The sequence below is a fragment of the Rhizobium sp. M10 genome (genome assembly GCF_002531955.1).
In the GTDB taxonomy this organism is placed as follows: Bacteria; Pseudomonadota; Alphaproteobacteria; order Rhizobiales; family Rhizobiaceae; genus Rhizobium; species Rhizobium etli_C.
This window is the reverse complement of the sequence record NZ_NWTA01000005.1, coordinates 14,152-38,438: the sequence shown is the minus strand read 5'-3', so window position 1 is coordinate 38,438 and position 24,287 is coordinate 14,152. Positions and strand designations below refer to the sequence as shown.

The window sequence follows — 24,287 nt, the reverse complement described above, 5'->3', positions numbered from 1 at the left end:
GGCTCACGCGAACGCCCGCAACCTGCGGATCGTTTCCTCCGCCTCGCCGATCGCCTCCGGCGTCCCCACCGTCAGCCAGTGCCCATCGAGCACCAGGCCGAAAAGCCGGTCGCGTGCGATCGCCTTGTCGAAATAGATATTCAGATTGAAGGCATCCTGTGGCGCATCGTCGAACAGCGACGGGTTCATGGCGATCGCGCCGGCATAGACAACGGGATTGGATGGATCGTCGCGGTAACGCCTCAGCCGGCCGTCGGCCGCAAGGCTGAAGTCGTTCTTGCCGTTGTGACCGGTGGTATCTTCAATGCCGACACAAAGCAGCGCCATGTCCATCTGCTCGGCATCGAAGAATCCGGCTAAGCGCTGCAGGTTCGTCGGCCGTCCCGGCTGCTCGCCGATCCAGAAGAGGTCCGCATTCATGACGAAGATATCGTCTCGGTCGAGCAGCCTCAGTCCCTTCGCCAGCCCGCCGCCGGAATTCATCAGCCCGTCCCGCTCGTCGGATATGATGATCTCGAGGCCGCGATAATTGCCGAGATGGTCGAGCATCTGGTCGGCATGGTGGTGAACGTTGACGACGGCCCGTTCGACGCCGGCCGCCACCAGCGCGTCCAGCGCATAATCGATCATGGCCTTGCCGTCGATCTTCACCAGCGGCTTCGGGATCGTGTCGGTGATCGGGCGCATGCGGGTTCCGAGACCCGCGGCCAGTACCATGGCTTGTCTGATGGTCATCTTGATCCGGAATTTATGATTCGCTCTGGCCTATTCCAGCCCTTGCGCACCAATCGCGCAAGGGGGCAAGCGTCTCATGCTCGAGCGCGACGTTGAGATAGGCGAGCGTGCGCGGCATATGCTTGAGATAGCCGGGCTTGCCATCCCGCTGCAGCAGCCGCACCCAGAGGCCGGCAAGTTTGCAGTTGCGCTGCGCCGACGTGATCGCCCAGGCCTTCATGAATCCGGCTTCATCGAAACCGCCCTGCCCATGGCGAAGAGCGAGATAATCGTCCATCAGCTGCCGGAACAGCTCCGGCTCGATCGTCACGCGTGCGTCCTGGACGATCGAGGCAAGATCATAGGCCGTCGGGCCGATCATGGCATCCTGGAAATCGATCAGACCGATCCGCCGGACGCCGGTCTCCTGCGGGCGCCAGATGATGTTCGGCGAGTGGAAGTCGCGCAGCAGCAGGTTCTTTTCGGCCGCGGCGAGTTCATCGATCAGCGCGTCCCAGATCGCCAGATAGTCCTTGCGCTCTGTGTCCGAGGGTGCGGAGCCGCGCTTCCAGGCGATGTGCCAGTCGAGCACCAGCTGCACTTCCATCTTCATCGCGGTGCGATCGAAGTCGGGAATGTGATGCGTGTGCGCGGCGGAAACGGGGATATCCTGCGGAAACTGCATGGAATGAAGATGGGCAAGGCAGGCGACGCTTTGGCGGTAACGCTCGGCGATCGGCCGGCCGGCGTCATCGAGCACGCCTTCGGTGCCGAGATCTTCGATCAGCAGGATGCCCTGCTCATAGTCGACCTTGTAGATCTCCGGCGCTGCAAAACCCCGTTCGCGCAACGCATCGGCAATCGCAACGAAGGGATAGGCGTTCTGTGCCAGATGCGCGACCTTGGGATAGGGCTTGCCGTCGTAGACCGGCGGCCCCTCGGGATGCGGACGCCAGTCCATCAGGATTTTTCGCGGAGCAGCATCCGGATAGATCGCTTCATAGGCGCGCAGCGACGCATCGCCGGTCAGGAAGCGGCGTTTGGCGTCGAGATAGCCGGCCCCGTCGAGGAAATCGCGGATCGCGAAGACCCGGCGGATGCGTTGGGCCTGCTGGCCGGCGGCCTCGATCGTTGCCCGGCGACCGCTGCCCTCATGCACCAGCGCCAGGGCGATGCGCTCTGCCGGCAATTCGCTCTCAGCCATCTCCGGCCATTCGACGAGGCAGATGCCGTTCTCCAGCGCCTCGTCGAAGCCGAGCTCCGTCAATTCGCTGGCGTCGCCGAGCCGATAGAGGTCGAAGTGCGAAACCGGGATCCGTAGATCGTAGGATTGCACCAGCGTGAAGGTCGGGCTCGGGACCTCAAGCCCATCGTCATCGGCCATGGCACGCAGGATCGCCCGGGCGAGCGAGGATTTGCCGGCGCCGAGATCACCGGAAAGAGCAAGGCAATCGCCGGCCTTCAAGGCGAGCGCCAGGTCTTCGCCGAGGCGAATGGTGGCCGCCTCGTCCTTCAGGAAAAGCGAGATCGTATCGGTCGTCATTCGGCAGCGGCGGAATGGGGGATATCGACCGAGGGGATACGGCAGACGACCGTCGTGCCCTTGCCCGGCTCGCTGTCGATCGTCACGTCGCCGTGATGCAGGCTGACGAAACTGTCGACGATCGAAAGGCCGAGGCCGGCGCCGCCGCGTTTTCCGCTTTTAGCGCCCGTCGCGAACCGGTCGAACACGGTCGCGATCATGTCGGGCGAGATGCCGGGGCCGCGATCGCGGACGGAGAAAACGAAATCCGTGCCTTCGCGTTGGCATTCCAGCGAAATCGAGCTGCCCTCCGGCGAGAAGTTCGCCGCGTTGGAGAGAAGCTTCAGCAGGATCTGCTTCAGCCGTTGCGGATCGGCGGCGATCGAGCCGAGATAGGCAGGCGCGGTGATTTCGAGCGCCACGCCGCTTTCCTGCAGCCGATCGGCGATCTGCATCGAGACGTCGTCGAGCAGGTCGTTGAGATCGATTTCCGCATAGTTGAGACGCATGATGCCGGCATCGACGGTCGCAAGGTCGAGAATATCGTTGACGAGCGTCAGCAGAACCGAGGACGAGGTCGAGATATGGTCGATATATTCGGCCTGTCGCTCGTTCAGCGGCCCCACACCCTGCGTGCGCAGCAGATCGGTGAAGCCGATGATATTGGTCAGCGGCGAGCGCAATTCATAGGAAACGTGCTGAACGAAGTCGTTCTTCAGCTCGTCGGCCTTGCGCAGCGCCTCGTTCTTTTCGGTCAGCGCCCGCTCGGCCCGCACGCTGTCCGTCATATTGACGAAGGTCAGCATGGTCTGCGCGTTCGGCAGCGGGATGACGGCGTAGTCGAGCACGAGGCCGGAGAACAGTTCCAATGTTCCCTGGCCCGAGCGGCGCTCGTCGTCGAAGCTGGTGATCAGTTCCGCGAAGGTCTTCCAGCCGTCCGGCCGGTCGTAGGAGGGGGCGCAGGCCTCGCCGAGTGCACGGATATGGGTGCCGGGCTTTGCCTCGGCTTCGGTGATCCCCCAGAGCGCCCGGAAGGCCGGGTTGGACAGGCGGATGCGTCCATCCGGGCCGAACACCGCCACACCTTCGGAAAGATGGTCGATCGTTTCGCCCTGCACCTTGACCAAGGTGTTGTAGCGCGTTTCGAGATCGACCTGCTCGGTCAGGTTTTCGAACACCCAGGTGGCGCCGCCCTGCGGATGGGCGGTGGCGAAGACGCGCAGCGTCTGACCGTTCGGCAGGTGCCAGAGGTCCGATTGCGTATCGAGCGCGCGATAGACGGAAAGCGCCGCTTCCTTCCAGCTTTTCCAGTTGAGCTGGTCCGGCAGCTTCTTGGCCGCCCGCAGGCGCTCGAGCAGCTCGCTATTGTCCGGCCGGCCTTCGAGAAAGGCGATATCGAGCTCCCAGAGCGCCACGAAGGCCTGGTTGTAGAATTGCAGCCGGCGCTCGCCGTCGAAGATGGCGACGGGCGTGGCGAGATGGTCGAGCGTCTCGGCATGGCTTTTCAGCGTCCGGTCCAGCTCGGCGCGCACCGCCTCGATATCGGACACGTCGATCGCCATGCCGGCCGAGCCGCCGGGAAGCGTGACGTCGACGACATCGAAGAATGTTCGGTTGCCATGCACGACCGTCGAGATCGTGTCGTGGAACGGCGATTCCGGCGTCGTCGTCGCGCGAATGCGTTCGCGCGCCACCGTCGTCAGCATCTCGCGGCCTTCATTGATCGCCTGTTGCGGTGAGCGCGCCTCGACCGCGTCGCCATAGGCCTGGTTGACCCAGGTGAGGCGCCCCGCCGGGTCGCGCTGCCAGGCCGGCATGTCGATCGCGTCGAGCATGGTCTGAAAAGCCGAGATCGACGTCATCAGCCGGTCGCGCTCGATCCGGAGTTCGGCAAGCTCGGCGCGCAGATTGTTGAGCGCCACGAAGCGGACGAAGGCGCGTCCGCCGGAAACCCGGCCCTGCGCCTCGAGGATCTCGTCGCGGATGGTCTCGACCACCATGTCGAAGCTCTGCGCTTCGTCGCGCAGCCGGTCGATCGCCTTTTCCAGGTCAGCGGCCGAGCGTGATTTCAGCCAGAGGCCGAAGGCCAGGAATTCGCCATCCTGCGGCGCGCCGGTCTCCGGCGGAAGCTGGCCGAGCAATTCAGGACGGGCATTGCCGTCCCAGATGACGATCCGCCGGTTCTTGTCGGCGATCAGCGCCTGATATTGTGAAATGCGTTGCTGAGCGTCTGAGAGCGCCGAGCGGATTTCCCGGCTCTCGTTTTCCAGATTGCCGCGCTGGCGCACCAGCCAGAGCGTCGAAAGCAGCGCTGCCGATATGACGCCGATGACGACGGAAACGCCGATGACCTGCGAGGAGGTGAAGAGGTGAGCCGAGGCTGCCGCCTGCTGCTCGCCCTGGGCCAGAACCGGCCGCGCCAGCGCGGCAAGCGCCGTGCCGGCCGCGCAGGTTTTCAGGAAGCGCGCCAATGATCGATGCTCTTGCTTTGCGGCCTCGTGTGCCGTTGCAGATTTATAGTCTTGGCCTGCCGTCGGCGGGCGGCGATGGGCGCGAGCGCCGTCGTCCGCCTGACCGGGCAGGCTGTTTTTCAATTCCGACATCCGCGGTATGTCTCCGTCCTTCAATGTGCCGCATTACGACAAGACATCCCATTTTCGGAGCGGTCGGACGGGGTCCGGCGCCACGAATCAAGTCTTAAAACAATACTTCGGAAGGGAATCGGCGGGAAGGGAGCGGCCAAAAAATAAGCCGCGGCATTTGTCAATGCTGCGGCTTCTACATCTTGTGGATATCGATGATGAGATCAATATCTGTAGTGGTCGGACTTGAACGGGCCCTTCGGCGAGACGCCGATATAGGCAGCCTGCTCTTCGCTGAGCTGGGTAAGCTTCACACCGAGCTTGTCGAGATGCAGGCGCGCGACCTTTTCATCGAGGTGCTTCGGCAGGATGTAGACCTTGTTGTCGTACTGGCCGGGCTTGGTAAAGAGCTCGATCTGCGCCAGCGTCTGGTTGGTGAAGGAAGCCGACATGACGAAGGACGGATGGCCGGTGGCGTTGCCGAGGTTGAGCAGGCGGCCTTCGGAAAGCAGGATGATGCGGTTGCCCTTGGGGAACTCGATCAGGTCGACCTGCGGCTTGACGTTGGTCCACTTGAGGTTCCGCAGCGCGGCGACTTCGATTTCGTTGTCGAAGTGGCCGATATTGCCGACGATCGCCATGTCCTTCATCTCGCGCATATGGTCGATGCGGATGACGTCCTTGTTGCCGGTCGTGGTGATGAAGATGTCGGCCGAGGAAACGACGTCCTCGAGCAGCACGACTTCATAGCCATCCATCGCCGCCTGCAGGGCGCAGATCGGATCGGCTTCGGTGACCTTGACGCGGGCGCCGGCGCCGGAGAGCGAAGCGGCAGAACCCTTGCCGACGTCACCATAACCGCAGACGACGGCGACCTTGCCGGCCATCATCACGTCGGTGCCGCGGCGGATGCCGTCGACCAGCGATTCCTTGCAGCCGTACTTGTTGTCGAACTTCGACTTGGTGACGGAATCGTTGACGTTGATCGCCGGGAAGGGCAGCAGGCCCTTCTGGCTGAGCTGGTACAGACGGTTGACGCCGGTCGTGGTTTCTTCGGTCACGCCCTTGATCGCATCGCGCTGCTTGGTGAACCAGCCCGGCGAAGCGGCAAGGCGCTTCTTGATCTGTGCGAAGAGGATTTCCTCTTCCTCGGAATGCGGATGGGACAATACGTCCTCGCCGGCTTCGGCGCGGGCGCCGAGCAGGATGTACATGGTGGCATCGCCGCCGTCATCGAGGATCATGTTGGAAAGACCGCCATCGGCCCACTGGAAGATCTTGTCGGTATAGACCCAGTAATCTTCGAGCGACTCGCCCTTGATGGCGAAAACGGGAACGCCGGCAGCGGCGATCGCGGCAGCGGCATGGTCCTGCGTCGAGAAGATGTTGCACGAGGCCCAGCGGACTTCGGCGCCGAGGGCCACCAGCGTTTCGATGAGCACGGCCGTCTGGATGGTCATGTGCAGCGAACCGGTGATGCGCGCGCCCTTCAGCGGCTTTGCGTCGCCAAATTCGGCGCGGCAGGACATCAGCCCCGGCATTTCGGTTTCGGCGATCGTAATTTCCTTGCGGCCAAAATCCGCAAGCCCGATATCGGCGACGACATAATCTTTTTCAGTGCTCATAGAGGTCTCCAGGCTGAAAAACGTCTCAAAAATTGGCGCAGGCGCGAAGATGACCGCGCGACGGATAGGCCGCGTGCCGATGCATATCGCCCGGATATGTGCAGCAGTTCCGGGATCGCGAGATGCACAACACCAAAGAGCCAAACCGCATTGCATGAACCAGGTTCGATGCGACACGCTTCAGCGCACGGCATGTCCGCCGTTTAGCAGGCTTCTGCTGGGAAGGCAATAAGGATATAAAGAAGTCTTTATATGTTTATATGAGCTCGGCCTATGCTCACATCTCTTCGCCGAACCGGTTCTGGATCAGCTGGTCCAAGGCCTCCAGCGCTTCCTCGGCCTGGCTGCCGCTCGCCGAGACGACGACGCTGGAGCCCGGGCTTGCCGCAAGCATCATCAGGCCCATGATCGACGTGCCGCCGACCGTCATTCCGTCCTTGGAGACGGTGATGGCGGCATCGAAGGTCTCGACCATCTGAACGAATTTGGCGGAGGCGCGCGCGTGAAGGCCGCGCTTGTTGATGATGAGGAGTTCCCGGGAAAGCGATGTCATGAAGCGCCGTTATTTTCCGCTGAGCACACGGCTCGCGACATTGATATATTTCCGCCCGGCTTCGGAAGCCTCGACCAGCGCCTTCTCCATATTGTTCTCGCCGCGCACCCCGGCGAGCTTGATCAGCATCGGCAGGTTGACGCCGGCGATGACCTCGGTATGGCCGCTGCTCATGACCGATATGGCGAGATTGGACGGCGTACCGCCGAACATGTCGGTCAGGATGACGACGCCATGGCCATCATCGGCACCGGAAACGGCTTGCAGAATGTCCTGCCGCCTCTGGTCCATGTCGTCTTCGGGGCCAATACAGACCGTCTCGATGAATTTCTGAGGACCGACGACGTGCTCGACAGCATGACGAAACTCTTCAGCCAGCTTGCCATGAGTGACAAGCACAAGTCCGATCATGATATTACTGCTCCCATATACGCAAACGATGGCTGAGATATCGCAATGCAGCAATTACGTCCACCGGTGGGGGCACATCTTGGCGATGAAAAGCCGAAGTGCAAGATAAAAATGCAAACATATAAGGCAGATTGATCAATCTGGAAGCCTTCAATCGCCGATATCAGGCGCTTTCGCCATCAGGACTGCCAGCGGTGACGGCACGCCTGTGAGCAACCGCAACGCGGGAAGCGAAAAACCGGCGGCAAGGCTGACGATTTCGCCCTCGGGGGGGACGCGGTTTTCGCCGGAAGCACTGCCCGGAAGCACGGCATAATGCATGGCCGCCCGAGGGATATGGTCCAGCCGGACGATGCCGGTGCCGCGCAGTTCGATCAGCCCGGCGATCGACGGCGGGCAGGTGGCGATCACCGAGCCTGCCTCTTCTGACAGCAGCACCTGATCGTCGGCAACCAGCGCCGCGAACAGACCGAGCCGGCGGGCCTCTGTCATGCAGGTAAAGGCCAGCATCGATTTGCCCCAGCCGGAGGGCCCGCTGAACAGGAGCCCCGTCCTGCCCACGACGATCGCCGTCGCATGGATGTTGGGAGCCTCGCTCATGCTGCGGCATCGAGGGGCAGGGCGAGGATGAAGCGCGCGCCGACTATGCGTCCGTTCTCGCCCTCGGTGATGTTTTCCGCTCTCAGCGAACCGCCATGGGCTTCGGCGATCTGCCGGCTGATCGACAGGCCAAGGCCGGAATTCTGGCCAAAACCTTCCGATTCCGGCCGATCCGTATAGAAGCGCTCGAAGATGCGGTCGATATTCTCCGCCTGGATGCCGGGACCGTTGTCCTCGATGGTGGTGACGCAGCGCGACCGTGTGCGCACCAGCCGCACGGTGATCTTGCCGCCCTTCTCAGGCACGAAGGAGCGGGCATTTTCGATCAGGTTCGTTATGATCTGGCCGATGCGCAGGTCGTGGCCGTTGACGACGAAGCGCGTCTTGATGTTCGGCTTGCGCTCGATCGCATATTCGATCTCCACCTGCTTCTTGCTGCCCCTGATCTGGCGGGACACGTCGATCAGGTCGCGCAGCAGCACTTCCATGTCGACGGAGCCGGCATCGACGCGCGCGAGTTCGGCATCGAGACGCGAGGCGTCGGAAATATCGCTGATCAGGCGGTCAAGACGGCGCACATCGTGCTGAATGACATCCAGCAGCCGTTTCTTGGAATCCTCGGATTTGGCGAGCGGCAGCGTTTCGACGGCGCTGCGCAGCGAGGTCAGCGGGTTCTTGAGTTCGTGGCTGACATCGGCCGCAAAGCTTTCGATCGCATCGATGCGGTCGTAAAGGGCCGTCGTCATCTCGCGCAAGGCGATGGAAAGATTGCCGATTTCATCCTGGCGGGCGGAGAAGTCGGGGATCTGCTCGCGTGTTTTGGCGCCGCGGCGCACCCGGATGGCCGCAGCCGAAAGACGGCGCAGCGGATTGGCGATGGTCGACGACAGCACCAGCGAAAGCAGCACGTTGACAAGTGTCGCCACGCCAAAGACCCGCATGATGGCAAGCCGTTCGGCATGCACGATATTGTCGATGTCGCCAGCCTGCGTCGACAAGAGCAGCACGCCGAGCACGGCGCGGAAGCGCTGGATCGGCACGGCGACGGAAACGATGAGTTCGCCTTTCTCCGTGGTGCGCACGACTGCGCCGCGCACGCCGGTCAGCGCGTTCATGACTTCGGGATAGATCGAACCGTCGCCGCCCGGTGCTTCCTTATAGAGCGGCAGATTGCCGGGCTGCAGCGCCTTGTTGAACAAGGTCACGAACCAATCGCTCCAGGTCTGCTTCTCTTCCTCGACCGGCGGCAGGTCGAAGCGCAGCACCTGGCCACGCGAATAAAGGTGACGTGAATCGAGCAGCAGATTGGCGTCGGCATCGAAGATGCGGGCGCGTGTGCGCGTCGGGGAGATCAGCCGGCGCAGGACGGGGGCGACCTTCTCCGGATCGATCGGAAACTCCAGGTCCTCGTCGTTCGGCACCGGGGTGATGCTCTGGCCGGCCTGCAGCTCGAGCAGCTTCTGCGGATCGATGGTGATCGAATTCGTATCGACCGATGCGGAGGCCGAAACGGCGCCGGCGATGATCTCGCCCTGGGTCAACAGGCTTTCGGCGCGGGCGTCGATCAATCCCTCGCGAAACTGATTGAGATAGAGGATGCCGCCGACGAGCACCAGCAGCGCGACGAGATTGAAGAAGACGATGCGCCGCGTCAGGCTCGAAAAGACGGCATTGCCGAAGATGCGGCGAATCAGCGTGAAGGGATGCGACCAACGGCGGCCTCGGACGCGACGGGTGCTCACGCCCTCCGCATCGTCCAAATCCCTTTCCTGCACCAATTGTGCCAATGACAGGCCCTTTCGAAGGGCGGGGCCGGATAACTGGCCCGCAACCCTCAATTATGTCTCGCGCTGCGCCGTCGAGGCTCAGGCTGCTTCGCGGAACCGGTATCCCACTCCGTAGAGCGTTTCAATCATATCAAAATCGGTATCGACCATCTTGAATTTCTTGCGCAGCCGCTTGATGTGGCTGTCGATCGTCCGGTCGTCGACATAAACCTGTTCATCATAGGCGGCGTCCATCAGCGCGTCGCGGCTCTTGACGACGCCCGGACGCTGCGCCAGCGAATGCAGGATCAGGAACTCGGTCACCGTCAGCGTCACCGCTTCGCCCTTCCAGGTGCAAGTATGCCGCTCCTGGTCCATGACCAGCTGGCCACGCTCCAGCGAACGGGCCTGCTGCACGGCCCCGGCCTTTGGCGTGCCGCTCGGGCTCGTGCCGCCGGCGGCCGCGGCTTCGCGGCTCGAAGCGCGACGCAGGACGGCGCGCACGCGCTCCACCAGCAGGCGCTGCGAGAAAGGTTTGGTGATGAAATCGTCGGCGCCCATCTTCAGGCCGAACAGCTCGTCGATCTCCTCATCCTTGGAGGTGAGGAAGATGACCGGGATATCCGATTTTTGCCGCAGGCGGCGCAACAGCTCCATGCCGTCCATGCGCGGCATCTTGATATCGAAGATTGCCAGCTGCGGCGGTCGCGCCAGCAGCCCGTCGAGCGCCGAGGCACCGTCCGTGTAGGTCTCGACCTTATATCCTTCGGCCTCCAGTGCGATCGACACCGAGGTGAGGATGTTGCGGTCGTCGTCAACGAGCGCGATTGTCGGCATGGTGTTGGTCTCCGTCATCAGTGCGCAATCTCCCGGATTTTCGTCGTCCCCAGGCGGTCTCAATGACCGGATGCGCTTATGGAGGATAAAGGTGGAACAAATTGTGGCAAAGATAAAGGGGAGGATTGTCGTAAAAATTCCCCACAATCCTAAGTAGCGCGACAAACTGTTGCAACGCGACCTCTTCAAACGATTTAAAATACTGTCAAGAAATTTAAATCGATTAATACTTTGATATTACTGAACTTTCTCAATTTTAGTCTCTTGTGTTTTAAAATTTCTACCCTTATTTTCGCAGTCAGTTTTAACGGCAACGCGCCTGAGCGAAGGGAAGTAGCCATGGAAAAGTTCGGAGTTCATAACCCGGCAACGGAGCTTGCAACGGTTGGATTGGGCGGCGCAGCCAGCGTTCGCTATAACTTTTCCGCCGCAGCGCTCTATGAAGAATCCATTCGCCGGGGTGAAGCCGAACTGACCGCTCAGGGCGCGCTCAGAGCTCTCACCGGTCAGCATACGGGTCGCTCGCCGCGCGACAAGTTCGTCGTTCGTGACGCCAATACCGATGGCCAGATCTGGTGGGACAACAACAAGCCGCTCTCGCCGGAGCATTTCGCGCTGCTGCGCGACGATATGCTGGCCCATGCCGCCGGCAAGGACCTTTTCGTCCAGGACCTCATTGGCGGCGCCGAGGAAGGCCATGCCCTGCCGACCCGCGTCGTCACCGAATTCGCCTGGCATTCGCTGTTCATCCGCAATCTTTTGATCCGCCCGGAGACGGCGGCGCTCGCCGCCTTCGTGCCGAAGCTGACGATCATCGACCTGCCGAGCTTCAAGGCCGATCCGGCCCGCCACGGCTGCCGCACGGAAACGGTGATCGCTTGCGATCTCACCAACGGCCTCGTTCTCATCGGCGGCACCTCCTATGCCGGCGAAATGAAGAAATCGGTCTTCACCGTGCTCAACTACCTGCTGCCGGCCAAGGGCGTGATGCCGATGCACTGCTCGGCCAATGTCGGTCCCGATGGCGATGCGGCTGTCTTCTTCGGCCTTTCCGGCACCGGCAAGACGACGCTTTCGGCCGACCCGGCGCGCACGCTGATCGGCGACGACGAGCACGGCTGGAGCGAAAACGGCATCTTCAACTTCGAAGGTGGCTGCTACGCCAAGACCATCCGCCTGTCGGCCGAGGCCGAGCCGGAAATCTATGCGACGACTCAGCGCTTCGGCACCGTGCTCGAAAATGTCGTGCTGAACGACCGCCGCGAGCCCGATTTCGACGACGGGTCGCTGACCGAAAACACCCGCTGCGCCTATCCGATGCATTTCATCCCGAACGCCTCGGCAACGGGCCGCGCCGGCCATCCGAAGACGATCATCATGCTGACCGCCGATGCCTTCGGCGTCATGCCGCCGATCGCCCGGCTGACGCCGGATCAGGCGATGTACCATTTCCTCTCCGGTTACACCGCCAAGGTGGCCGGCACCGAAAAGGGCGTCGTCGAGCCGGAAGCGACCTTCTCGACCTGCTTCGGCGCGCCCTTCATGCCGCGGCATCCGGCCGAATACGGCAACCTGCTCAAGGATCTGATCGGCCGCCACGGCGTCGAATGCTGGCTTGTCAATACCGGCTGGACCGGCGGCGCCTACGGCACCGGCAAGCGCATGCCGATCAAGGCGACGCGCGCGCTGCTCGCCGCCGCCCTCAGCGGCAAACTCGGCCAAGTCGAATTCCGCACGGATGCGAATTTCGGCTTCGCCGTGCCGGTTTCCGTCGACGGTGTCGACGGCGGCATTCTCGATCCGCGCTCGACTTGGGCCGACAAGCCGGCCTATGACGCACAGGCCGAAAAGCTGGTTTCGATGTTCATCGCCAACTTCGCCAAGTTCGAGAATCACGTCGACGGCGGCGTCCGCGATGCGGCACCCGGCGTCAAGGTCGCAGCCGAATAAGCCGAATAGAAGAACAGATCTCTGACTCACGTGAAACCCGGCATCGCAGGATTGCCGGGTTTTTCGATTGACGGCCGATATTTTCAACCGGCTGCCGATATGAGATAGAACGCCGCATGGCCAGCGACGCGCTCTATATCGATGACAGGATCACCATCTCAGGATGGGAGCTGACGGAACAGTTCGTTCTGGCAGGCGGCCCCGGCGGTCAGAACGTCAACAAGGTTTCGACGGCGGTCCAGCTGTTTTTCAACGTCGCGAATTCGCCTTCGCTTAATGACCGCGTCAAGGCCAATGCGATCAGGCTTGCCGGCCGGCGCCTGTCGAAGGACGGCGTGCTGATGATCGAGGCAAGCCGCTTTCGCAGCCAGGATCGCAACCGTGAGGACGCGCGCGAACGGCTGAAGGAGTTGATTCTGGAGGCCGCCAAGCCACCGCCGCCGCCGCGCAAGAAGACCAAGCCGACCAAAGGTTCGGTCGAACGCCGTCTGAAGGAAAAATCCGGCCGCTCGGAAGTCAAGAAAATGCGCGGCCGTCCCGGTGGCGGCGACTGACATGCCCGAACTGTCGAACGGCGTCCGCCATCTGCCTGAATATCTCGACCGGTCGCGTCAGGAAGCGCTGGTCGAGGTGATCCGTGCCGTGGTCGCCGAGGCGCCGCTTTTCGTGCCCGCCATGCCAGGCACCGGCAAGCCGATGTCGGTGCGCATGACCAATTGCGGGCCGCTCGGCTGGGTGACGGACAAGGAGCGCGGCTATCGCTACCAGCCGACGCATCCTGTCACCGGCAGGCCCTGGCCTGATATGCCGCAGTCGTTGCTCCAGATCTGGAATGACGTGTCGGGTTATGAAAAACCGCCGGAAGCCTGCCTCGTCAACTTCTATTCCGACGACGCGCGCATGGGCCTGCATCAGGATAAGGACGAGCGCAATCTGCAGGCGCCTGTCGTCTCGATCTCGCTCGGCAATAGCTGCCTCTTTCGCGTCGGCGGTCTGAGCCGCAATGATCGCACGCTATCTTTCAAACTGTCGAGCGGTGATCTGGTCGTATTGGGCGGCGAGGGCAGGCTGTGTTTCCACGGCGTCGACCGGATTCATGCGGCAACATCGACGCTGTTGAAGAATGGCGGCCGCATCAATCTGACGCTGCGCCGCGTGAATCCCTGAGACGGACAGTCGAGATCGACTGCTACAATTTTCGCAGCGCCACCTGTTCGATCAGGTGATCCTTGCCCTTTTTGAGGATGAGATCGGCGCGTGGCCGTGTCGGCAGGATGTTCTGGCGCAGGTTCTTCAGGTTGATGTTCGTCCACAGATCCGCAGCGATATCGAGAGCTTCCGCATCGCTGATCGAGGCATAGCGATGGAAGTAAGAGTTCGGATCGCGGAAGGCGGTCTCCCGCAGCCGCATGAAGCGCGTGACGTACCAGTTATGAATCTGGTCTTCCGCGGCATCGATATAGATCGAGAAGTCGAAGAAGTCGGACACCATCGGCACGATCTTGCCATCGGCCGGCAGGTCGCGCGATTGCAGCACGTTGATGCCTTCGAAGATCAGGATGTCAGGCCGGTCGACGATTTTGTACTCGTCCGGCAGCACGTCGTAGACGAGGTGCGAATAGCAGGGCGCCTGCACGTCCGGCCGGCCGGCCTTGATCGCCGAGAGGAAGCGCAGGATCGCCGCCGTGTCGTAGCTTTCCGGAAAACCCTTGCGCTGCATCAGCTTTTCCCGCTGCAGCACGGCGTTCGGATGCAGGAAGCCGTCGGTGGTTATGAGATCGACCTTCGGGCTGGAGGGCCAGCGCCCCAAGAGTTCCTTGAGGATACGGGCCGTGGTCGATTTTCCCACCGCGACCGAGCCGGCGATGCCGATGACGAAGGGCGTTTTCGTCACGTCGGACAGGCTCAGGAAGCGGTTGCGCTGTTCGAACAGCATTTGCGAGGATTCGACATGCGCCGACAGCAGCCGCGACAGCGACAGATAGATGCGCCTGACCTCGTCGAGATCGATCGGGTCGCCCATCGAACGCAGCCGCTTGACCTCGTCGCTGGTCAGCGTCAGCGGCGTGTCGGCGCGGAACTTCGCCCATTGTTCGGAAGAGAAGAAGTGGTAGGGCGAATAGGATTCGGACTGGAAGTGATCCAATGTTTCCGGCACCCCGATGATCTCAGTCGCGATACTCATGAACTCTGCCGATTGGCCTTTTCCTTGAGACCGGACTGCGCGGTTCTGCGCTCGAGTTCGGCCATGACATTCTCTAACGGTATTTCAGCAATCTTCAATACGACCAATAGGTGATAGAGCACGTCGGCGGCTTCATAGGTCAGATTGTCGCGGTCGCCGGTCGCCGCCGCCATCACGGCTTCGATCGCCTCCTCGCCAAGCTTCTTTGCCGCTTTCGGCTGGCCGCCGGCCACGAGTTTCGCCGTCCAGGACTGGTCCGGCGAGGCCTTCGATCGCTCTTCAACGATCCTTTCGAGATCGGCAAGGGAAAATCCGCTCATATGTCCGCTTTCAAGCCTCAGTCGAGACGCATGTCGATGCCGCACTTCGACATATAGTGTTTCGCCTCGCTGACGGAATAGGTGCCGAAGTGGAAGATCGAGGCGGCGAGAACGGCATTGGCGTGACCTTCCTTCACCCCGGCGACGAGGTCGTCGAGGTCGCCGACACCACCCGAGGCAATGACGGGCACGCGCACCGCGTCGGCAATCGCCCGGGTCAGTTCCAGGTCGTAGCCGACCTTGGTGCCGTCGCGGTCCATCGACGTGACCAGAAGCTCGCCGGCGCCGCGCGCCACCATCTTCTGGGCGAATTCGACGGCGTCGATGCCGGTCGCGTTGCGGCCGCCATGCGTATAGATTTCCCAGGCGCTGAGATTGTCGCCGCCGACCGCCTGCGTGAGCCTGCGCTTGGCGTCGATCGAGACGACAATGCACTGGTCGCCGAACTTGTCGGCTGCCTCGGCGACGAAGTCGGGATTGTTGACCGCAGCCGAGTTGATCGAAACCTTGTCGGCGCCGCACAGCAGCAGCCTGCGGATATCGGCGATGGTGCGTACCCCGCCGCCGACCGTCAGCGGCATGAAGCACTGGTCGGCCGTGCGCGACACGACATCGAAGATCGTTTCGCGATTGTCCGATGAAGCGGTGATGTCGAGGAAGCAGAGTTCGTCGGCGCCGGCCGCATCATAGGCTTTCGCCGCTTCGACGGGATCGCCGGCATCGACGAGATTGAGGAAGTTGACGCCCTTGACGACGCGGCCGTCCTTGACGTCGAGGCAGGGGATGACACGGGCCTTGAGGGTCATTTAAGCGGTCTCCTTGGCCCTGCTGGCCTTGATCAGCGCCAGCGCTTGCCTGGGGTCGATCCGGCCGTCATAAAGCGCCCGGCCCGAAATCGCGCCTTCGAGCTTGCGTGCATCGGGTTCCAGCATGCGTCTGACGTCGTCGAGCGAGGCAAGACCGCCGGAGGCGATGACGGGAATGGAGACGGCACCGGCAAGTTCCAGCGTCGAAGCCCAGTTGATGCCGGCAAGGATGCCGTCGCGGTCGATATCCGTGTAGATGATCGCGGCGACGCCCGCGCCTTCGAATTTCTGGGCGAGCTCGATGACGCCGAGTTCGGAAGCCTCAGCCCAGCCTTCGACAGCCACCTTGCCGCCCTTGGCGTCGATGCCGACGGCGACGTGACCGGGAAATTTCCGGCAGGCCTCGATGACCAGATCAGGATTTCTGACCGCCACCGTGCCGAGAATGACGCGACGCAGCCCGCGCGCGAGCCAGGCCTCGATATGATCGAGCGTGCGGATGCCGCCGCCGAGCTGCACCGGGTTCTTCGTCGCCCTGAGGATCGCTTCGACGGCCTCGCCATTGGCCGAATGTCCCGCAAAGGCGCCGTCGAGATCGACCACATGCAGCCATTCGAAACCCTGGTCTTCGAAGGATTTCGCCTGGGCGGCCGGATCGGTGTTGTAGACCGTCGCCTGCTGCATGTCGCCGAGCTTCAGGCGGACGCATTGGCCGCCCTTCAGATCGATCGCGGGAAAAAGGATCATGTCGTCTTACGTCCGTAAAGTGGTCGATACCATCAGCGCATTCCACGCATCTACGATATCCGAGCGGAAAAAGACAGCGGCAATGGTGGCCGCGCCGAAAAGCAGAAGGAGCAGCAGGGTGACGGCAAAGCCGGCGCGAACCTGGCGCCAGAAGCCGAGGCGCCGCTTCATCGATTTCTCGATGTCGCGCACCCCCCGCAGCGCCTGGCTGTTGACGGCGGCGAGCCGAATTTCCGGCTCCATCGCCTCCACATAGGTTTCGGCATAACTCGCAAGGATCTGCGAGGCCCGGTCGCGCAGCGTATTGCGCAGGTCGGTCGAGAGATAATTGCCGGAGACGGCGGCAAGCTCGGCCTCGTTGGGCGAACGGCCGGCATTGCGCTTGCGGTAGCTGAGCACGAAGTCGCGCTTCTGCCGCTCATAAAGGGCATAGGCAAGCAGGCCGATCAGATCGTCCTCGCCTTCGATATAAAATTCCAGCACGGCTTCCGTGATGTCGCCGGCGTTGATGCCGTTGGCGCGCAGCTGCGAATTCTCGTTGCCGGCAAGGAATTCGTGGATCATCGGTCCAGCCTTTCTGTCAACGACTTGGCCGCATTGGAAAGCGCTCTCCGGTGAATGGCCTCATCGACACGGCGGATGATCGTTCCATCGGGAAGCCGGATGTCCGAGAAGGGCGGCAGCCCCTCTCTGGAGGGTCTCAGCATATAGAACACCTTGCCTGATTTCCGCGAAGCCGGCATCGAGCGCACTCCTGTTCCCGTGTTTCATAAAGGGAAAATAAGGCGGCGGTATTACGGGTTCCAGCGCAGGAAATTGGCGATCAGGGCGAGGCCAAGCTTCTGGCTCTTTTCCGGGTGAAACTGAGCGCCCACCATGTTGTCGCGCCCGACGAGAGCCGTCATCGGCCCACCATAATCGACCGTCGCAATGACGTCGTCGGCATTTTCGGCGGCAAGATGGTAGGAATGCACGAAATAGGCGTGCAAGCCCTCGGAGCCCGTTGGAATGCCGTCGAACAGCGGATGTTCGCGCTTCAGGTCGAGCGTGTTCCAGCCGATCTGCGGAATTTTCAGCGCGGGATCGTCAGGCGTCATCTCGATGACATCACCGGGGATCCAGCCGAAGCCGTGCGTCACCGTCTTCTCGAGGCCGCGCGAGGACATGAGCTGCATGCCGACGCAGATGCCGAGGAACGGCCGCGCCCTCTTTTCGACAGCTTCGATCAACACCTCGGCCATGCCGGGCACGGCATCGAGGCCGCGCCGGCAATCGGCATAGGCGCCAACACCAGGAAGCACGATGCGATCGGCGGCGGCAACATTTTCCGCTTTGTCGGTGAGATCGATCTGCGCATCGATGCCCGCCTCGCGCGCGGCCCGCTCAAAAGCCTTGGTGGCCGAGCGCAGATTGCCGGAACCATAGTCGATAATTGCGACGCGCATCGTCAGCGTCCTCCATCAAAACCAAAGAGACCAAGCGATGTAGTCTGGCCATGCGGGCTGTTCGGGCGGGTCTTGTTCTCCCAGCCCGGCACGGCGGCGTCAGTATCGGCCTGGACCGCCTTGTCGGAGAAGTACACGTCTTCGGCAATGCCGATCGTATCGGCCGCAATGAGTGCGTCTTCGCTCCAGCCGCGGCCGGCGAGATTGCGAATACGGAGGTTCTGGCCCTCGAGGCCGACCAGCAGGTTCACGCCCAGCGTGATTGCCGCTCCCGCCGGCCAGAAACCCGGTTGGTCCATCAGCGCACCGCCGATTGCCTGCACCAGAAAGGCCGCTGCCGCGTATAGCCACAGCCGATGGACCAGCAGCCAGACCCATGGAAACAGCAAACCGAGCCATGTGAAGCCGTCGCGGATCACCCGCGTCTCGTCAAGGCGAGTGCCTGCGCTGCCGGGCGGCGTCAGAAAAATATAGCTGGATGTCATTGTCGCCGCTCCTTTGAGAGGCTCAGACGAGCGTGCCCTTGGTTGAGGGAACACGGCCCGCCTGTCTCGGATCGATCTCTGTCGCCGTGCGCAATGCGCGGGCGACGGCCTTGAAGCATGTCTCAGCAATATGGTGGTTGTTGGCGCCATAATGGTTGAGAATATGCAAGGTGATGCCGGCATTCTGGGCGAGCGCCTGGAAGAATTCGCGGACGAGTTCGGTGTCGAAAGTGCCGATCTTCGGGGCGCTGAAGGCGACGTTCCAGACGAGGAATGGCCGGCCGGAAAGATCGACCGCCGCCTTGGTCATCGTCTCGTCCATGGCAAGATCGATCGAGGCATAGCGGGTGATGCCGCGCCGGTCGCCGAGCGCCTTGGAGATCGCCTGGCCGATCGCAATGCCGGTATCCTCGACCGTATGATGGTCGTCGATATGCAGGTCGCCCTTGGCGTCGATTTCCATGTCGATGAGGGAATGCCGCGAAAGCTGGTCGAGCATATGGTCGAAGAAGCCGACGCCGGTCGAAATCTTCGACTTGCCGGTGCCGTCGAGATTGACGGAAACGGAAATCGAGGTCTCGTTGGTCTTGCGGGAAACGCTGCCCGTACGGCTTGCTGCGGTCTCGGCCATTTGGCCCTCCATCGGAATAAGGCCGTTCCTTATCAGGCGCATCGGCAAATATCCAGAAGCCGGGGAAGAGAAAAGCCGGCCCATTTGCAATCGGCTCCGGCCTGCTTACATAGGGCTCAACAAGGCCGATGTGCGGTCGAGGTAAAAGCCCGCGTCATGGGCAGACAGGTGTTTTATGACAACGATCATTACTGTTCGAAAAGGCGGCAAGGTGGTGATGGCGGGCGACGGCCAGGTGAGCCTCGGCCAGACCGTGATGAAGGGCAATGCCCGCAAGGTGCGCCGCATCGGCAAGGGCGAAGTGATCGCCGGTTTTGCAGGCGCCACCGCCGATGCCTTCACCCTGCTCGAAAGGCTTGAAAAGAAGCTGGAGCAATATCCCGGCCAGCTGATGCGCGCCGCTGTCGAGCTCGCCAAGGACTGGCGCACCGACAAATACCTGCGTAATCTCGAAGCCATGATGCTCGTCGCCGACAAGTCGATTACGCTCGCGATCACCGGCAACGGCGACGTGCTGGAGCCGGAACACGGCACGACGGCGATCGGTTCGGGCGGCAATTTTGCCCTCGCGGCCGCCCTGGCACTCATGGATACCGACAAATCGGCGGAAGAGATTGCCCGCCGCGCCCTCGATATCGCGGCCGACATCTGCGTCTACACGAACCATAATGTCGTGATGGAAGTGCTGGATGCCGAAGGCTGAACCCTATGCCTTCCGGCCGCTTGCCGTGGCTGATCTGCCGCTCCTCGCCAAATGGCTGGAAAGCCGACATGTCAGGCGCTGGTGGCGCGATCCGGCCGAGGCGCTGGCTTCAATGGAAGAGCATATCGATACGGCCTCCGTCTCTTGCTTCATCGTCACGCTGAATGGAAAGGACTTCGCCTTTATCCAGGCGGCCAATCTCGACGACGAGGACGATGAAGCGTTCGCCGGCCAGCCGAAGGGCACCTACGGCATCGACCAGTTCATCGGCATAGAGGAACTCGTTGGCAAGGGTCACGGACCGGCCTTTATGATAGGGTTCTGCGATATGCTCTTTGCAAAGGGTGCGCAGCGGATCCTCGTCGATCCGCATCCTGACAATGTTTTCGCAATCAGAGCCTACACCAAGGCGGGCTTTCAAGGACTTGGCGAAACAACGACTAATTACGGCCGGGCGCTGTTGATGGCCCTGGACCGCCAGGAGAATGATACGCAATGACCACCTTTTCCCCCCGCGAGATCGTTTCCGAACTCGACCGCTACATCATCGGCCAGCATGACGCCAAGCGCGCCGTTGCGATTGCGCTGCGCAACCGCTGGCGCCGCCAGCAGCTCGACCCGAGCCTGCGCGACGAAGTCATGCCGAAGAACATCCTGATGATCGGCCCGACCGGTGTCGGCAAGACCGAGATCTCCCGCCGCCTGGCAAAACTCGCCGGCGCGCCCTTCATCAAGGTGGAGGCGACCAAATTCACCGAGGTCGGCTATGTCGGCCGCGATGTCGAGCAGATCATCCGCGACCTGGTCGAGGTCGGCATCGGCCTGGTGCGCGAAAAGAAGCGGGCCGAGGTCCAGGCCAAAGCGCATGTGAGCGCCGAGGAGCGTGTCCTCGATGCGCTGGTCGGCACCACCGCTTCGCCCGCCACCCGCGAAAACTTCCGCAAGAAGCTGAGGGACGGCGAACTCGACGACAAGGAAATCGACATCGAAGTGGCCGATACCGGTTCCGGCATGGGCGGCTTCGAGATCCCCGGCATGCCGGGCGCCAATATCGGCGTGCTCAATCTGTCGGAAATGTTCGGCAAGGCGATGGGCGGGCGCACCAAGAAGGTCCGTACGACGGTCAAGGCCTCCTATACCGACCTGATCCGCGACGAGTCCGACAAGCTGATCGACAATGAGGTGATCCAGCGCGAGGCCGTTCGCTCCACCGAGAATGACGGTATCGTCTTCCTCGACGAAATCGACAAGATCGCCGCCCGCGACGGCGGCATGGGCGCCGGCGTTTCGCGCGAAGGCGTGCAGCGCGACCTGCTGCCGCTCGTCGAAGGCACGACCGTCTCGACCAAATACGGGCCTGTGAAGACCGACCATATCCTGTTCATCGCCTCCGGCGCCTTCCATGTCTCCAAGCCTTCGGATCTGCTGCCGGAACTGCAGGGCCGCCTGCCGATTCGCGTCGAGTTGCGTCCGCTGAACAAGGAGGATTTCCGCCGGATCCTGACCGAGACCGAGGCGAGCCTCATCCGCCAGTATCGCGCGCTGATGGAAACCGAAAGCCTGAACCTCGATTTCACCGACGACGCAATCGATGCGCTGGCCGATGTCGCGGTGCATTTGAACTCCTCCGTCGAGAATATCGGCGCGCGCCGCCTGCAGACGGTGATGGAGCGGGTTCTGGACGATATTTCCTACAACGCCCCGGATCGCGGCGGCACGGCCATCACCATCGATGCCGCCTATGTGCGCGAACATGTGGGCGATCTCGCGCAGAATACCGATCTCTCGCGCTTCATTCTGTGATCTCGGCGCACCGGTGCGCGTCTTTGCCGATGTGAATGGCGGATTGTGACGAACTCCACTCTCGACAGCGGGCCTTTTACTTTCTAGTGAAGGCCCGTTTTGTTTTCCGCTCCGGCTTTATTCGGCCAAGATTCTGGTCCAGTCAGCCGCATCGCAAGCAGGACGATGAACGGACGGGATAGCGGATCGTGCGACGCCTTTTGACAAGCCTTTTGATTGCCGCTGCCCTGGTAAATTCGGCGCCGGCCTTCGCCATGCAGACGGTGCCGGCGGGCAACCGTCACGTCGAGCAGCCCGATATTCCGGGCGCTTCCGTTCGCCGCACCAAGGGCACGAAGAGCAGCTTCGATCTGAAATACGAAAAGGTCCATGAGCTTCTGGCGACCGACCGGGAGCTGATGGCGAAAATCCGCAAGGTCTCCAGCGCTTACGGCATCAATCCCATCCATATCGTCGGCGCCATCGTCGGCGAGCACACCTATAATGTCGATGCCTATGACCGGTTGCAGGCCTATTACGTCAAGGCCGCCTCCTACGCCGGAGAAAGTTTCCGCTTCGCCTATGACGGCGAAAACGTCGATGATTTCGTGGCGCGGCCGCAATTTGCTCAGTGCAAGGGCAAGAGCGATTCCTACACGCTCTGGTCCTGCCGGGAAGATGTCTGGGAAAGCGATTTCCGCGGCAAGACGGTCGGCGGCCAGAGCTTCCCCAATAACCGCTTCAGCGCGGTCTTCTTCCAGCCCTTTTATGCCGGCCAGACTTTCGGCCTTGGCCAGGTCAATCCGCTGACGGCGCTGATGCTCTCCGATCTCGTCAGTCGCGTGTCGGGTTATCCGAAGCTGAACGAGAAGAATGCCGGCGCCGTTTACAGGGCGATCATGGACCCCGATATCTCGCTCGCCTTCGTCGCCGCTTCCATCCGCAGGTCGATCGACGACTACAAGGAGATTGCCGGCATGGATATCTCGGGCAATCCCGGCCTGACGGCGACGCTTTATAATGTCGGCAATTCGCGCCAGCGCGCCGCCGCACTCGCTGCGAAAAACCGTTCTTCCGGTGCGACCGTCTGGCCCGAAGAGAATTATTACGGCTGGCTGATCAACGACAAGCTGGACGAACTCAAGGGCCTGCTCTAGCTACAAGCCTGACGGGAAGCGTTGATCTTCCCCGAAAGGCTTTTCCGATGGACATGCGTCCTGATCCCTTCGTTCCGCCGGCACCGCTGCCGCGCACCGTGCCGCCGAGCCGGCTTGAGATCATCCGCATCATCCTGCGCAATCCGCTCGAACTCTGGGGCGAGCCGTCCTACACGCTGCCCTGGATCAGGACAAGCTTCTTCGGTCAACACACCCTGATCGTCAACGATCCCGGCCTGATCAAGCATGTGCTGGTCGACAATGCAGCGAACTATCGCATGTCTGACATTCGCCAGCTGGTGCTGCGGCCGATCCTGCGGGATGGCCTGTTGACGGCGGAAGGTCAGGTCTGGAAGCGATCGCGAAAGGCGGTCGCACCCGTCTTCACGCCGCGCCATGCCAAAGGTTTCGCCGGCCAGATGCTGCGACAATCCGAAGAATACGTCCGCAAATACGAAGGCGCCGGTCCGGCTGGTCAGGTCTTCGACATCGCCGCCGACATGACCGATCTCACCTTTGCGATTCTTGCCGAAACGCTTTTCTCCGGCGAAATCGTCTCCTCCAGCGGCCATTTTGCCGACGACGTCAACGAACTTCTCCACCGCATGGGCCGCGTCGATCCGATGGACCTGTTGCGCGCGCCCTCCTGGGTGCCGCGGCTCACCCGCATCGGCGGCCGGAGAGTGCTGGAGAAATTCAGGGCGATCGTGCGCGATACCATGGACATGCGGCTTGCGAAGATGAAGGCTGACCGCGCCACAGCGCCGGACGATTTTCTGACGCTGCTTCTCGAGCAGGCCGGTCCCGACGGCCTGACCAAGGAGGAAATAGAGGACAATATCCTGACCTTCATCGGCGCCGGCCACGAGACGACCGCGCGGGCGCTGGCCTGGACGCTCTATTGCGTCACAAACAGCCCGCATATTCGCGAAGCAATGGAAGCGGAGATCGACACTGTTCTGGCAACCGACGCCGAGCCGGTCGAATGGCTGGATCTCATGCCGGTGACGCGGGCAGCGTTCGAGGAGGCGCTCAGGCTTTATCCGCCCGCACCCTCGATCAATCGCGCCGCGATCGCCGATGACGTCTGGACCAATGCGAAGGGCGAAAAGGTCGAAATCCCGGCCGACATCACCGTGCTCATCATGCCCTGGACGCTGCATCGTCACGAACTCTATTGGGACAGGCCGCGCGCCTATATGCCGGAACGCTTTTTTCCTGAAAATCGCGGCAGCATCGGCCGTTTCCAATTCCTGCCGTTCGGCGCCGGCCCGCGCGTCTGCATCGGCGCGACTTTCGCGTTGCAGGAGGCGGTGATCGCGCTTGCCGTCATGATGCACCGCTTTCGCTTCGACCAGACGGAAGCGACCGACCCCTGGCCGGTGCAGAAGCTGACGACGCAGCCGCAGAACGGACTGCCGATGCGCGTGACGCCGCGCATAATTTCCCGTGCGGCATAAATCTTT

The 24,287-nt window shown here is 61.9% G+C and carries 26 protein-coding genes; 8 read left to right on the top strand and 18 right to left on the bottom strand.

The genetic code is table 11. From position 1 onward, the window contains the following. Positions 1-3: 3 nt before the first annotated feature. The 9 genes from CO671_RS09800 to CO671_RS09760 form a co-directional block, all read right to left on the bottom strand. Positions 4-735 (bottom strand): nucleotidyltransferase family protein, encoded by a 732-nt coding sequence (locus CO671_RS09800; protein WP_097605772.1) that lies wholly within the window; start codon positions 733-735, stop codon positions 4-6. 13 nt (positions 736-748) lie between these two features. Next, complete coding sequence (gene tsaE, locus CO671_RS09795; protein WP_097605771.1) at positions 749-2,257, bottom strand: tRNA (adenosine(37)-N6)-threonylcarbamoyltransferase complex ATPase subunit type 1 TsaE; 1,509 nt, start codon at positions 2,255-2,257, stop codon at positions 749-751. Next, entirely contained in the window at positions 2,254-4,839 is a 2,586-nt protein-coding gene (locus CO671_RS09790) for a PAS domain-containing sensor histidine kinase (protein WP_097605770.1), read from the bottom strand. The genes tsaE and CO671_RS09790 overlap by 4 nt, the downstream gene beginning before the upstream one ends. Before the next feature lie 203 nt (positions 4,840-5,042). After that, positions 5,043-6,443 carry an adenosylhomocysteinase gene (gene ahcY, locus CO671_RS09785; RefSeq protein WP_097605769.1) on the bottom strand — a complete coding sequence of 467 codons (1,401 nt, stop codon included), beginning with the start codon at positions 6,441-6,443 and terminating at the stop codon, positions 5,043-5,045. 277 nt (positions 6,444-6,720) lie between these two features. Then, entirely contained in the window at positions 6,721-6,996 is a 276-nt protein-coding gene (locus tag CO671_RS09780; RefSeq protein ID WP_003544133.1) for an HPr family phosphocarrier protein, read from the bottom strand. Between the two features lie 9 nt (positions 6,997-7,005). Beyond that, positions 7,006-7,407, bottom strand: a complete 402-nt coding sequence (locus tag CO671_RS09775; protein ID WP_004672623.1) for a PTS sugar transporter subunit IIA — start codon at positions 7,405-7,407, stop codon at positions 7,006-7,008. 150 nt (positions 7,408-7,557) lie between these two features. Beyond that, positions 7,558-8,007, bottom strand: coding sequence for a serine/threonine protein kinase (locus CO671_RS09770; RefSeq protein WP_097605768.1), 450 nt, complete (start codon positions 8,005-8,007; stop codon positions 7,558-7,560). Continuing rightward, complete coding sequence (locus CO671_RS09765; RefSeq protein ID WP_097605767.1) at positions 8,004-9,794, bottom strand: sensor histidine kinase; 1,791 nt, start codon at positions 9,792-9,794, stop codon at positions 8,004-8,006. Before CO671_RS09765 ends, CO671_RS09770 begins: the two co-directional genes overlap by 4 nt. A 78-nt stretch (positions 9,795-9,872) precedes the next feature. Beyond that, a complete protein-coding gene (locus CO671_RS09760; protein ID WP_190233656.1) occupies positions 9,873-10,610 on the bottom strand; it encodes a response regulator transcription factor in 738 nt (245 codons plus the stop codon). Positions 10,611-10,949: 339 nt separating this feature from the next. Here CO671_RS09760 and CO671_RS09755 point away from each other — a divergent pair, with 339 nt between their 5' ends. The 3 genes from CO671_RS09755 to CO671_RS09745 all read left to right on the top strand — a co-directional run bounded on the left by CO671_RS09755 (position 10,950) and on the right by CO671_RS09745 (position 13,727). Further along, a complete protein-coding gene (locus CO671_RS09755; protein ID WP_097605766.1) occupies positions 10,950-12,560 on the top strand; it encodes a phosphoenolpyruvate carboxykinase in 1,611 nt (536 codons plus the stop codon). Positions 12,561-12,676: 116 nt separating this feature from the next. Continuing rightward, complete coding sequence (gene arfB, locus CO671_RS09750) at positions 12,677-13,114, top strand: alternative ribosome rescue aminoacyl-tRNA hydrolase ArfB (RefSeq protein WP_037142462.1); 438 nt, start codon at positions 12,677-12,679, stop codon at positions 13,112-13,114. A gap of 1 nt (position 13,115) precedes the next feature. Continuing rightward, positions 13,116-13,727 (top strand): alpha-ketoglutarate-dependent dioxygenase AlkB, encoded by a 612-nt coding sequence (locus CO671_RS09745; protein ID WP_097605765.1) that lies wholly within the window; start codon positions 13,116-13,118, stop codon positions 13,725-13,727. Between the two features lie 22 nt (positions 13,728-13,749). On the opposite strand, the gene coaA is transcribed toward CO671_RS09745, so the two are convergent. Genes coaA through hisB form a run of 9 tightly spaced genes read right to left on the bottom strand, consistent with a single transcriptional unit; the run spans position 13,750 to position 19,179 of the window. Then, a complete protein-coding gene (coaA, locus tag CO671_RS09740) occupies positions 13,750-14,745 on the bottom strand; it encodes a type I pantothenate kinase (protein WP_097605764.1) in 996 nt (331 codons plus the stop codon). After that, positions 14,742-15,065, bottom strand: coding sequence for a phosphoribosyl-ATP diphosphatase (locus tag CO671_RS09735; RefSeq protein ID WP_010033281.1), 324 nt, complete (start codon positions 15,063-15,065; stop codon positions 14,742-14,744). The genes coaA and CO671_RS09735 overlap by 4 nt, the downstream gene beginning before the upstream one ends. 17 nt (positions 15,066-15,082) lie before the next feature. Continuing rightward, positions 15,083-15,871 carry an imidazole glycerol phosphate synthase subunit HisF gene (gene hisF, locus CO671_RS09730; protein ID WP_097605763.1) on the bottom strand — a complete coding sequence of 263 codons (789 nt, stop codon included), beginning with the start codon at positions 15,869-15,871 and terminating at the stop codon, positions 15,083-15,085. Beyond that, positions 15,872-16,618 (bottom strand): 1-(5-phosphoribosyl)-5-[(5-phosphoribosylamino)methylideneamino]imidazole-4-carboxamide isomerase, encoded by a 747-nt coding sequence (gene hisA / locus CO671_RS09725; RefSeq protein WP_097605762.1) that lies wholly within the window; start codon positions 16,616-16,618, stop codon positions 15,872-15,874. It lies immediately after the preceding gene. 6 nt (positions 16,619-16,624) lie between these two features. Further along, positions 16,625-17,182, bottom strand: coding sequence for a hypothetical protein (locus tag CO671_RS09720; protein WP_010033268.1), 558 nt, complete (start codon positions 17,180-17,182; stop codon positions 16,625-16,627). Then, positions 17,179-17,361 (bottom strand): hypothetical protein, encoded by a 183-nt coding sequence (locus CO671_RS09715; RefSeq protein ID WP_010033265.1) that lies wholly within the window; start codon positions 17,359-17,361, stop codon positions 17,179-17,181. Before CO671_RS09715 ends, CO671_RS09720 begins: the two co-directional genes overlap by 4 nt. 51 nt (positions 17,362-17,412) lie before the next feature. Next, the gene (hisH, locus tag CO671_RS09710; protein ID WP_010033263.1) at positions 17,413-18,063 is read right to left on the bottom strand and encodes an imidazole glycerol phosphate synthase subunit HisH; all 651 of its coding nucleotides are present in this window, start codon (positions 18,061-18,063) and stop codon (positions 17,413-17,415) included. Positions 18,064-18,065: 2 nt separating this feature from the next. Further along, on the bottom strand, positions 18,066-18,548 hold the full coding sequence (locus tag CO671_RS09705; RefSeq protein WP_097605761.1) for a DUF2628 domain-containing protein: 483 nt from the start codon (positions 18,546-18,548) through the stop codon (positions 18,066-18,068). A 22-nt stretch (positions 18,549-18,570) separates the two neighbouring features. Next, positions 18,571-19,179 carry an imidazoleglycerol-phosphate dehydratase HisB gene (gene hisB / locus CO671_RS09700; protein ID WP_010033258.1) on the bottom strand — a complete coding sequence of 203 codons (609 nt, stop codon included), beginning with the start codon at positions 19,177-19,179 and terminating at the stop codon, positions 18,571-18,573. 175 nt (positions 19,180-19,354) lie between these two features. Between hisB and hslV the strand changes: the two genes are divergently transcribed. The 5 genes from hslV (at position 19,355) to CO671_RS09675 (ending at position 24,281) form a co-directional block, all read left to right on the top strand. Continuing rightward, positions 19,355-19,882: an ATP-dependent protease subunit HslV gene (hslV, locus tag CO671_RS09695; RefSeq protein WP_097605760.1), complete on the top strand. Its 528-nt coding sequence runs from the start codon at positions 19,355-19,357 to the stop codon at positions 19,880-19,882. Further along, positions 19,869-20,381 carry a GNAT family N-acetyltransferase gene (locus CO671_RS09690; protein ID WP_097605759.1) on the top strand — a complete coding sequence of 171 codons (513 nt, stop codon included), beginning with the start codon at positions 19,869-19,871 and terminating at the stop codon, positions 20,379-20,381. The genes hslV and CO671_RS09690 overlap by 14 nt, the downstream gene beginning before the upstream one ends. Continuing rightward, entirely contained in the window at positions 20,378-21,685 is a 1,308-nt protein-coding gene (gene hslU / locus CO671_RS09685) for an ATP-dependent protease ATPase subunit HslU (protein ID WP_097605758.1), read from the top strand. The genes CO671_RS09690 and hslU overlap by 4 nt, the downstream gene beginning before the upstream one ends. A 188-nt stretch (positions 21,686-21,873) precedes the next feature. Then, the gene (locus CO671_RS09680) at positions 21,874-22,821 is read left to right on the top strand and encodes a DUF1402 family protein (protein WP_097605757.1); all 948 of its coding nucleotides are present in this window, start codon (positions 21,874-21,876) and stop codon (positions 22,819-22,821) included. 47 nt (positions 22,822-22,868) lie between these two features. Beyond that, complete coding sequence (locus CO671_RS09675; RefSeq protein ID WP_097605756.1) at positions 22,869-24,281, top strand: cytochrome P450; 1,413 nt, start codon at positions 22,869-22,871, stop codon at positions 24,279-24,281. The last annotated feature ends 6 nt before the right edge of the window (positions 24,282-24,287 follow it).

Excerpts from the sequence above, each read along its gene's own strand:
- CO671_RS09715 (WP_010033265.1), bottom strand. The coding sequence starts at position 17,361 with ATGCCGGCTTCGCGGAAATCAGGCAAGGTGTTCTATATGCTGAGACCC.
- ahcY (WP_097605769.1), bottom strand. The coding sequence starts at position 6,443 with ATGAGCACTGAAAAAGATTATGTCGTCGCCGATATCGGGCTTGCGGAT.
- hisA (WP_097605762.1), bottom strand. The coding sequence starts at position 16,618 with ATGATCCTTTTTCCCGCGATCGATCTGAAGGGCGGCCAATGCGTCCGC.
- CO671_RS09800 (WP_097605772.1), bottom strand. The coding sequence starts at position 735 with ATGACCATCAGACAAGCCATGGTACTGGCCGCGGGTCTCGGAACCCGC.
- hslV (WP_097605760.1), top strand. The coding sequence starts at position 19,355 with ATGACAACGATCATTACTGTTCGAAAAGGCGGCAAGGTGGTGATGGCG.
- CO671_RS09735 (WP_010033281.1), bottom strand. The coding sequence starts at position 15,065 with ATGAGCGGATTTTCCCTTGCCGATCTCGAAAGGATCGTTGAAGAGCGA.
- CO671_RS09790 (WP_097605770.1), bottom strand. The coding sequence starts at position 4,839 with ATGTCGGAATTGAAAAACAGCCTGCCCGGTCAGGCGGACGACGGCGCT.
- CO671_RS09780 (WP_003544133.1), bottom strand. The coding sequence starts at position 6,996 with ATGACATCGCTTTCCCGGGAACTCCTCATCATCAACAAGCGCGGCCTT.
- coaA (WP_097605764.1), bottom strand. The coding sequence starts at position 14,745 with ATGAGTATCGCGACTGAGATCATCGGGGTGCCGGAAACATTGGATCAC.
- hisF (WP_097605763.1), bottom strand. The coding sequence starts at position 15,871 with ATGACCCTCAAGGCCCGTGTCATCCCCTGCCTCGACGTCAAGGACGGC.
- hisH (WP_010033263.1), bottom strand. The coding sequence starts at position 18,063 with ATGCGCGTCGCAATTATCGACTATGGTTCCGGCAATCTGCGCTCGGCC.
- CO671_RS09675 (WP_097605756.1), top strand. The coding sequence starts at position 22,869 with ATGGACATGCGTCCTGATCCCTTCGTTCCGCCGGCACCGCTGCCGCGC.
- CO671_RS09755 (WP_097605766.1), top strand. The coding sequence starts at position 10,950 with ATGGAAAAGTTCGGAGTTCATAACCCGGCAACGGAGCTTGCAACGGTT.
- CO671_RS09775 (WP_004672623.1), bottom strand. The coding sequence starts at position 7,407 with ATGATCGGACTTGTGCTTGTCACTCATGGCAAGCTGGCTGAAGAGTTT.
- CO671_RS09690 (WP_097605759.1), top strand. The coding sequence starts at position 19,869 with ATGCCGAAGGCTGAACCCTATGCCTTCCGGCCGCTTGCCGTGGCTGAT.
- arfB (WP_037142462.1), top strand. The coding sequence starts at position 12,677 with ATGGCCAGCGACGCGCTCTATATCGATGACAGGATCACCATCTCAGGA.
- hisB (WP_010033258.1), bottom strand. The coding sequence starts at position 19,179 with ATGGCCGAGACCGCAGCAAGCCGTACGGGCAGCGTTTCCCGCAAGACC.
- tsaE (WP_097605771.1), bottom strand. The coding sequence starts at position 2,257 with ATGACGACCGATACGATCTCGCTTTTCCTGAAGGACGAGGCGGCCACC.
- CO671_RS09745 (WP_097605765.1), top strand. The coding sequence starts at position 13,116 with ATGCCCGAACTGTCGAACGGCGTCCGCCATCTGCCTGAATATCTCGAC.
- CO671_RS09770 (WP_097605768.1), bottom strand. The coding sequence starts at position 8,007 with ATGAGCGAGGCTCCCAACATCCATGCGACGGCGATCGTCGTGGGCAGG.
- CO671_RS09760 (WP_190233656.1), bottom strand. The coding sequence starts at position 10,610 with ATGCCGACAATCGCGCTCGTTGACGACGACCGCAACATCCTCACCTCG.
- CO671_RS09705 (WP_097605761.1), bottom strand. The coding sequence starts at position 18,548 with ATGACATCCAGCTATATTTTTCTGACGCCGCCCGGCAGCGCAGGCACT.
- CO671_RS09720 (WP_010033268.1), bottom strand. The coding sequence starts at position 17,182 with ATGATCCACGAATTCCTTGCCGGCAACGAGAATTCGCAGCTGCGCGCC.
- hslU (WP_097605758.1), top strand. The coding sequence starts at position 20,378 with ATGACCACCTTTTCCCCCCGCGAGATCGTTTCCGAACTCGACCGCTAC.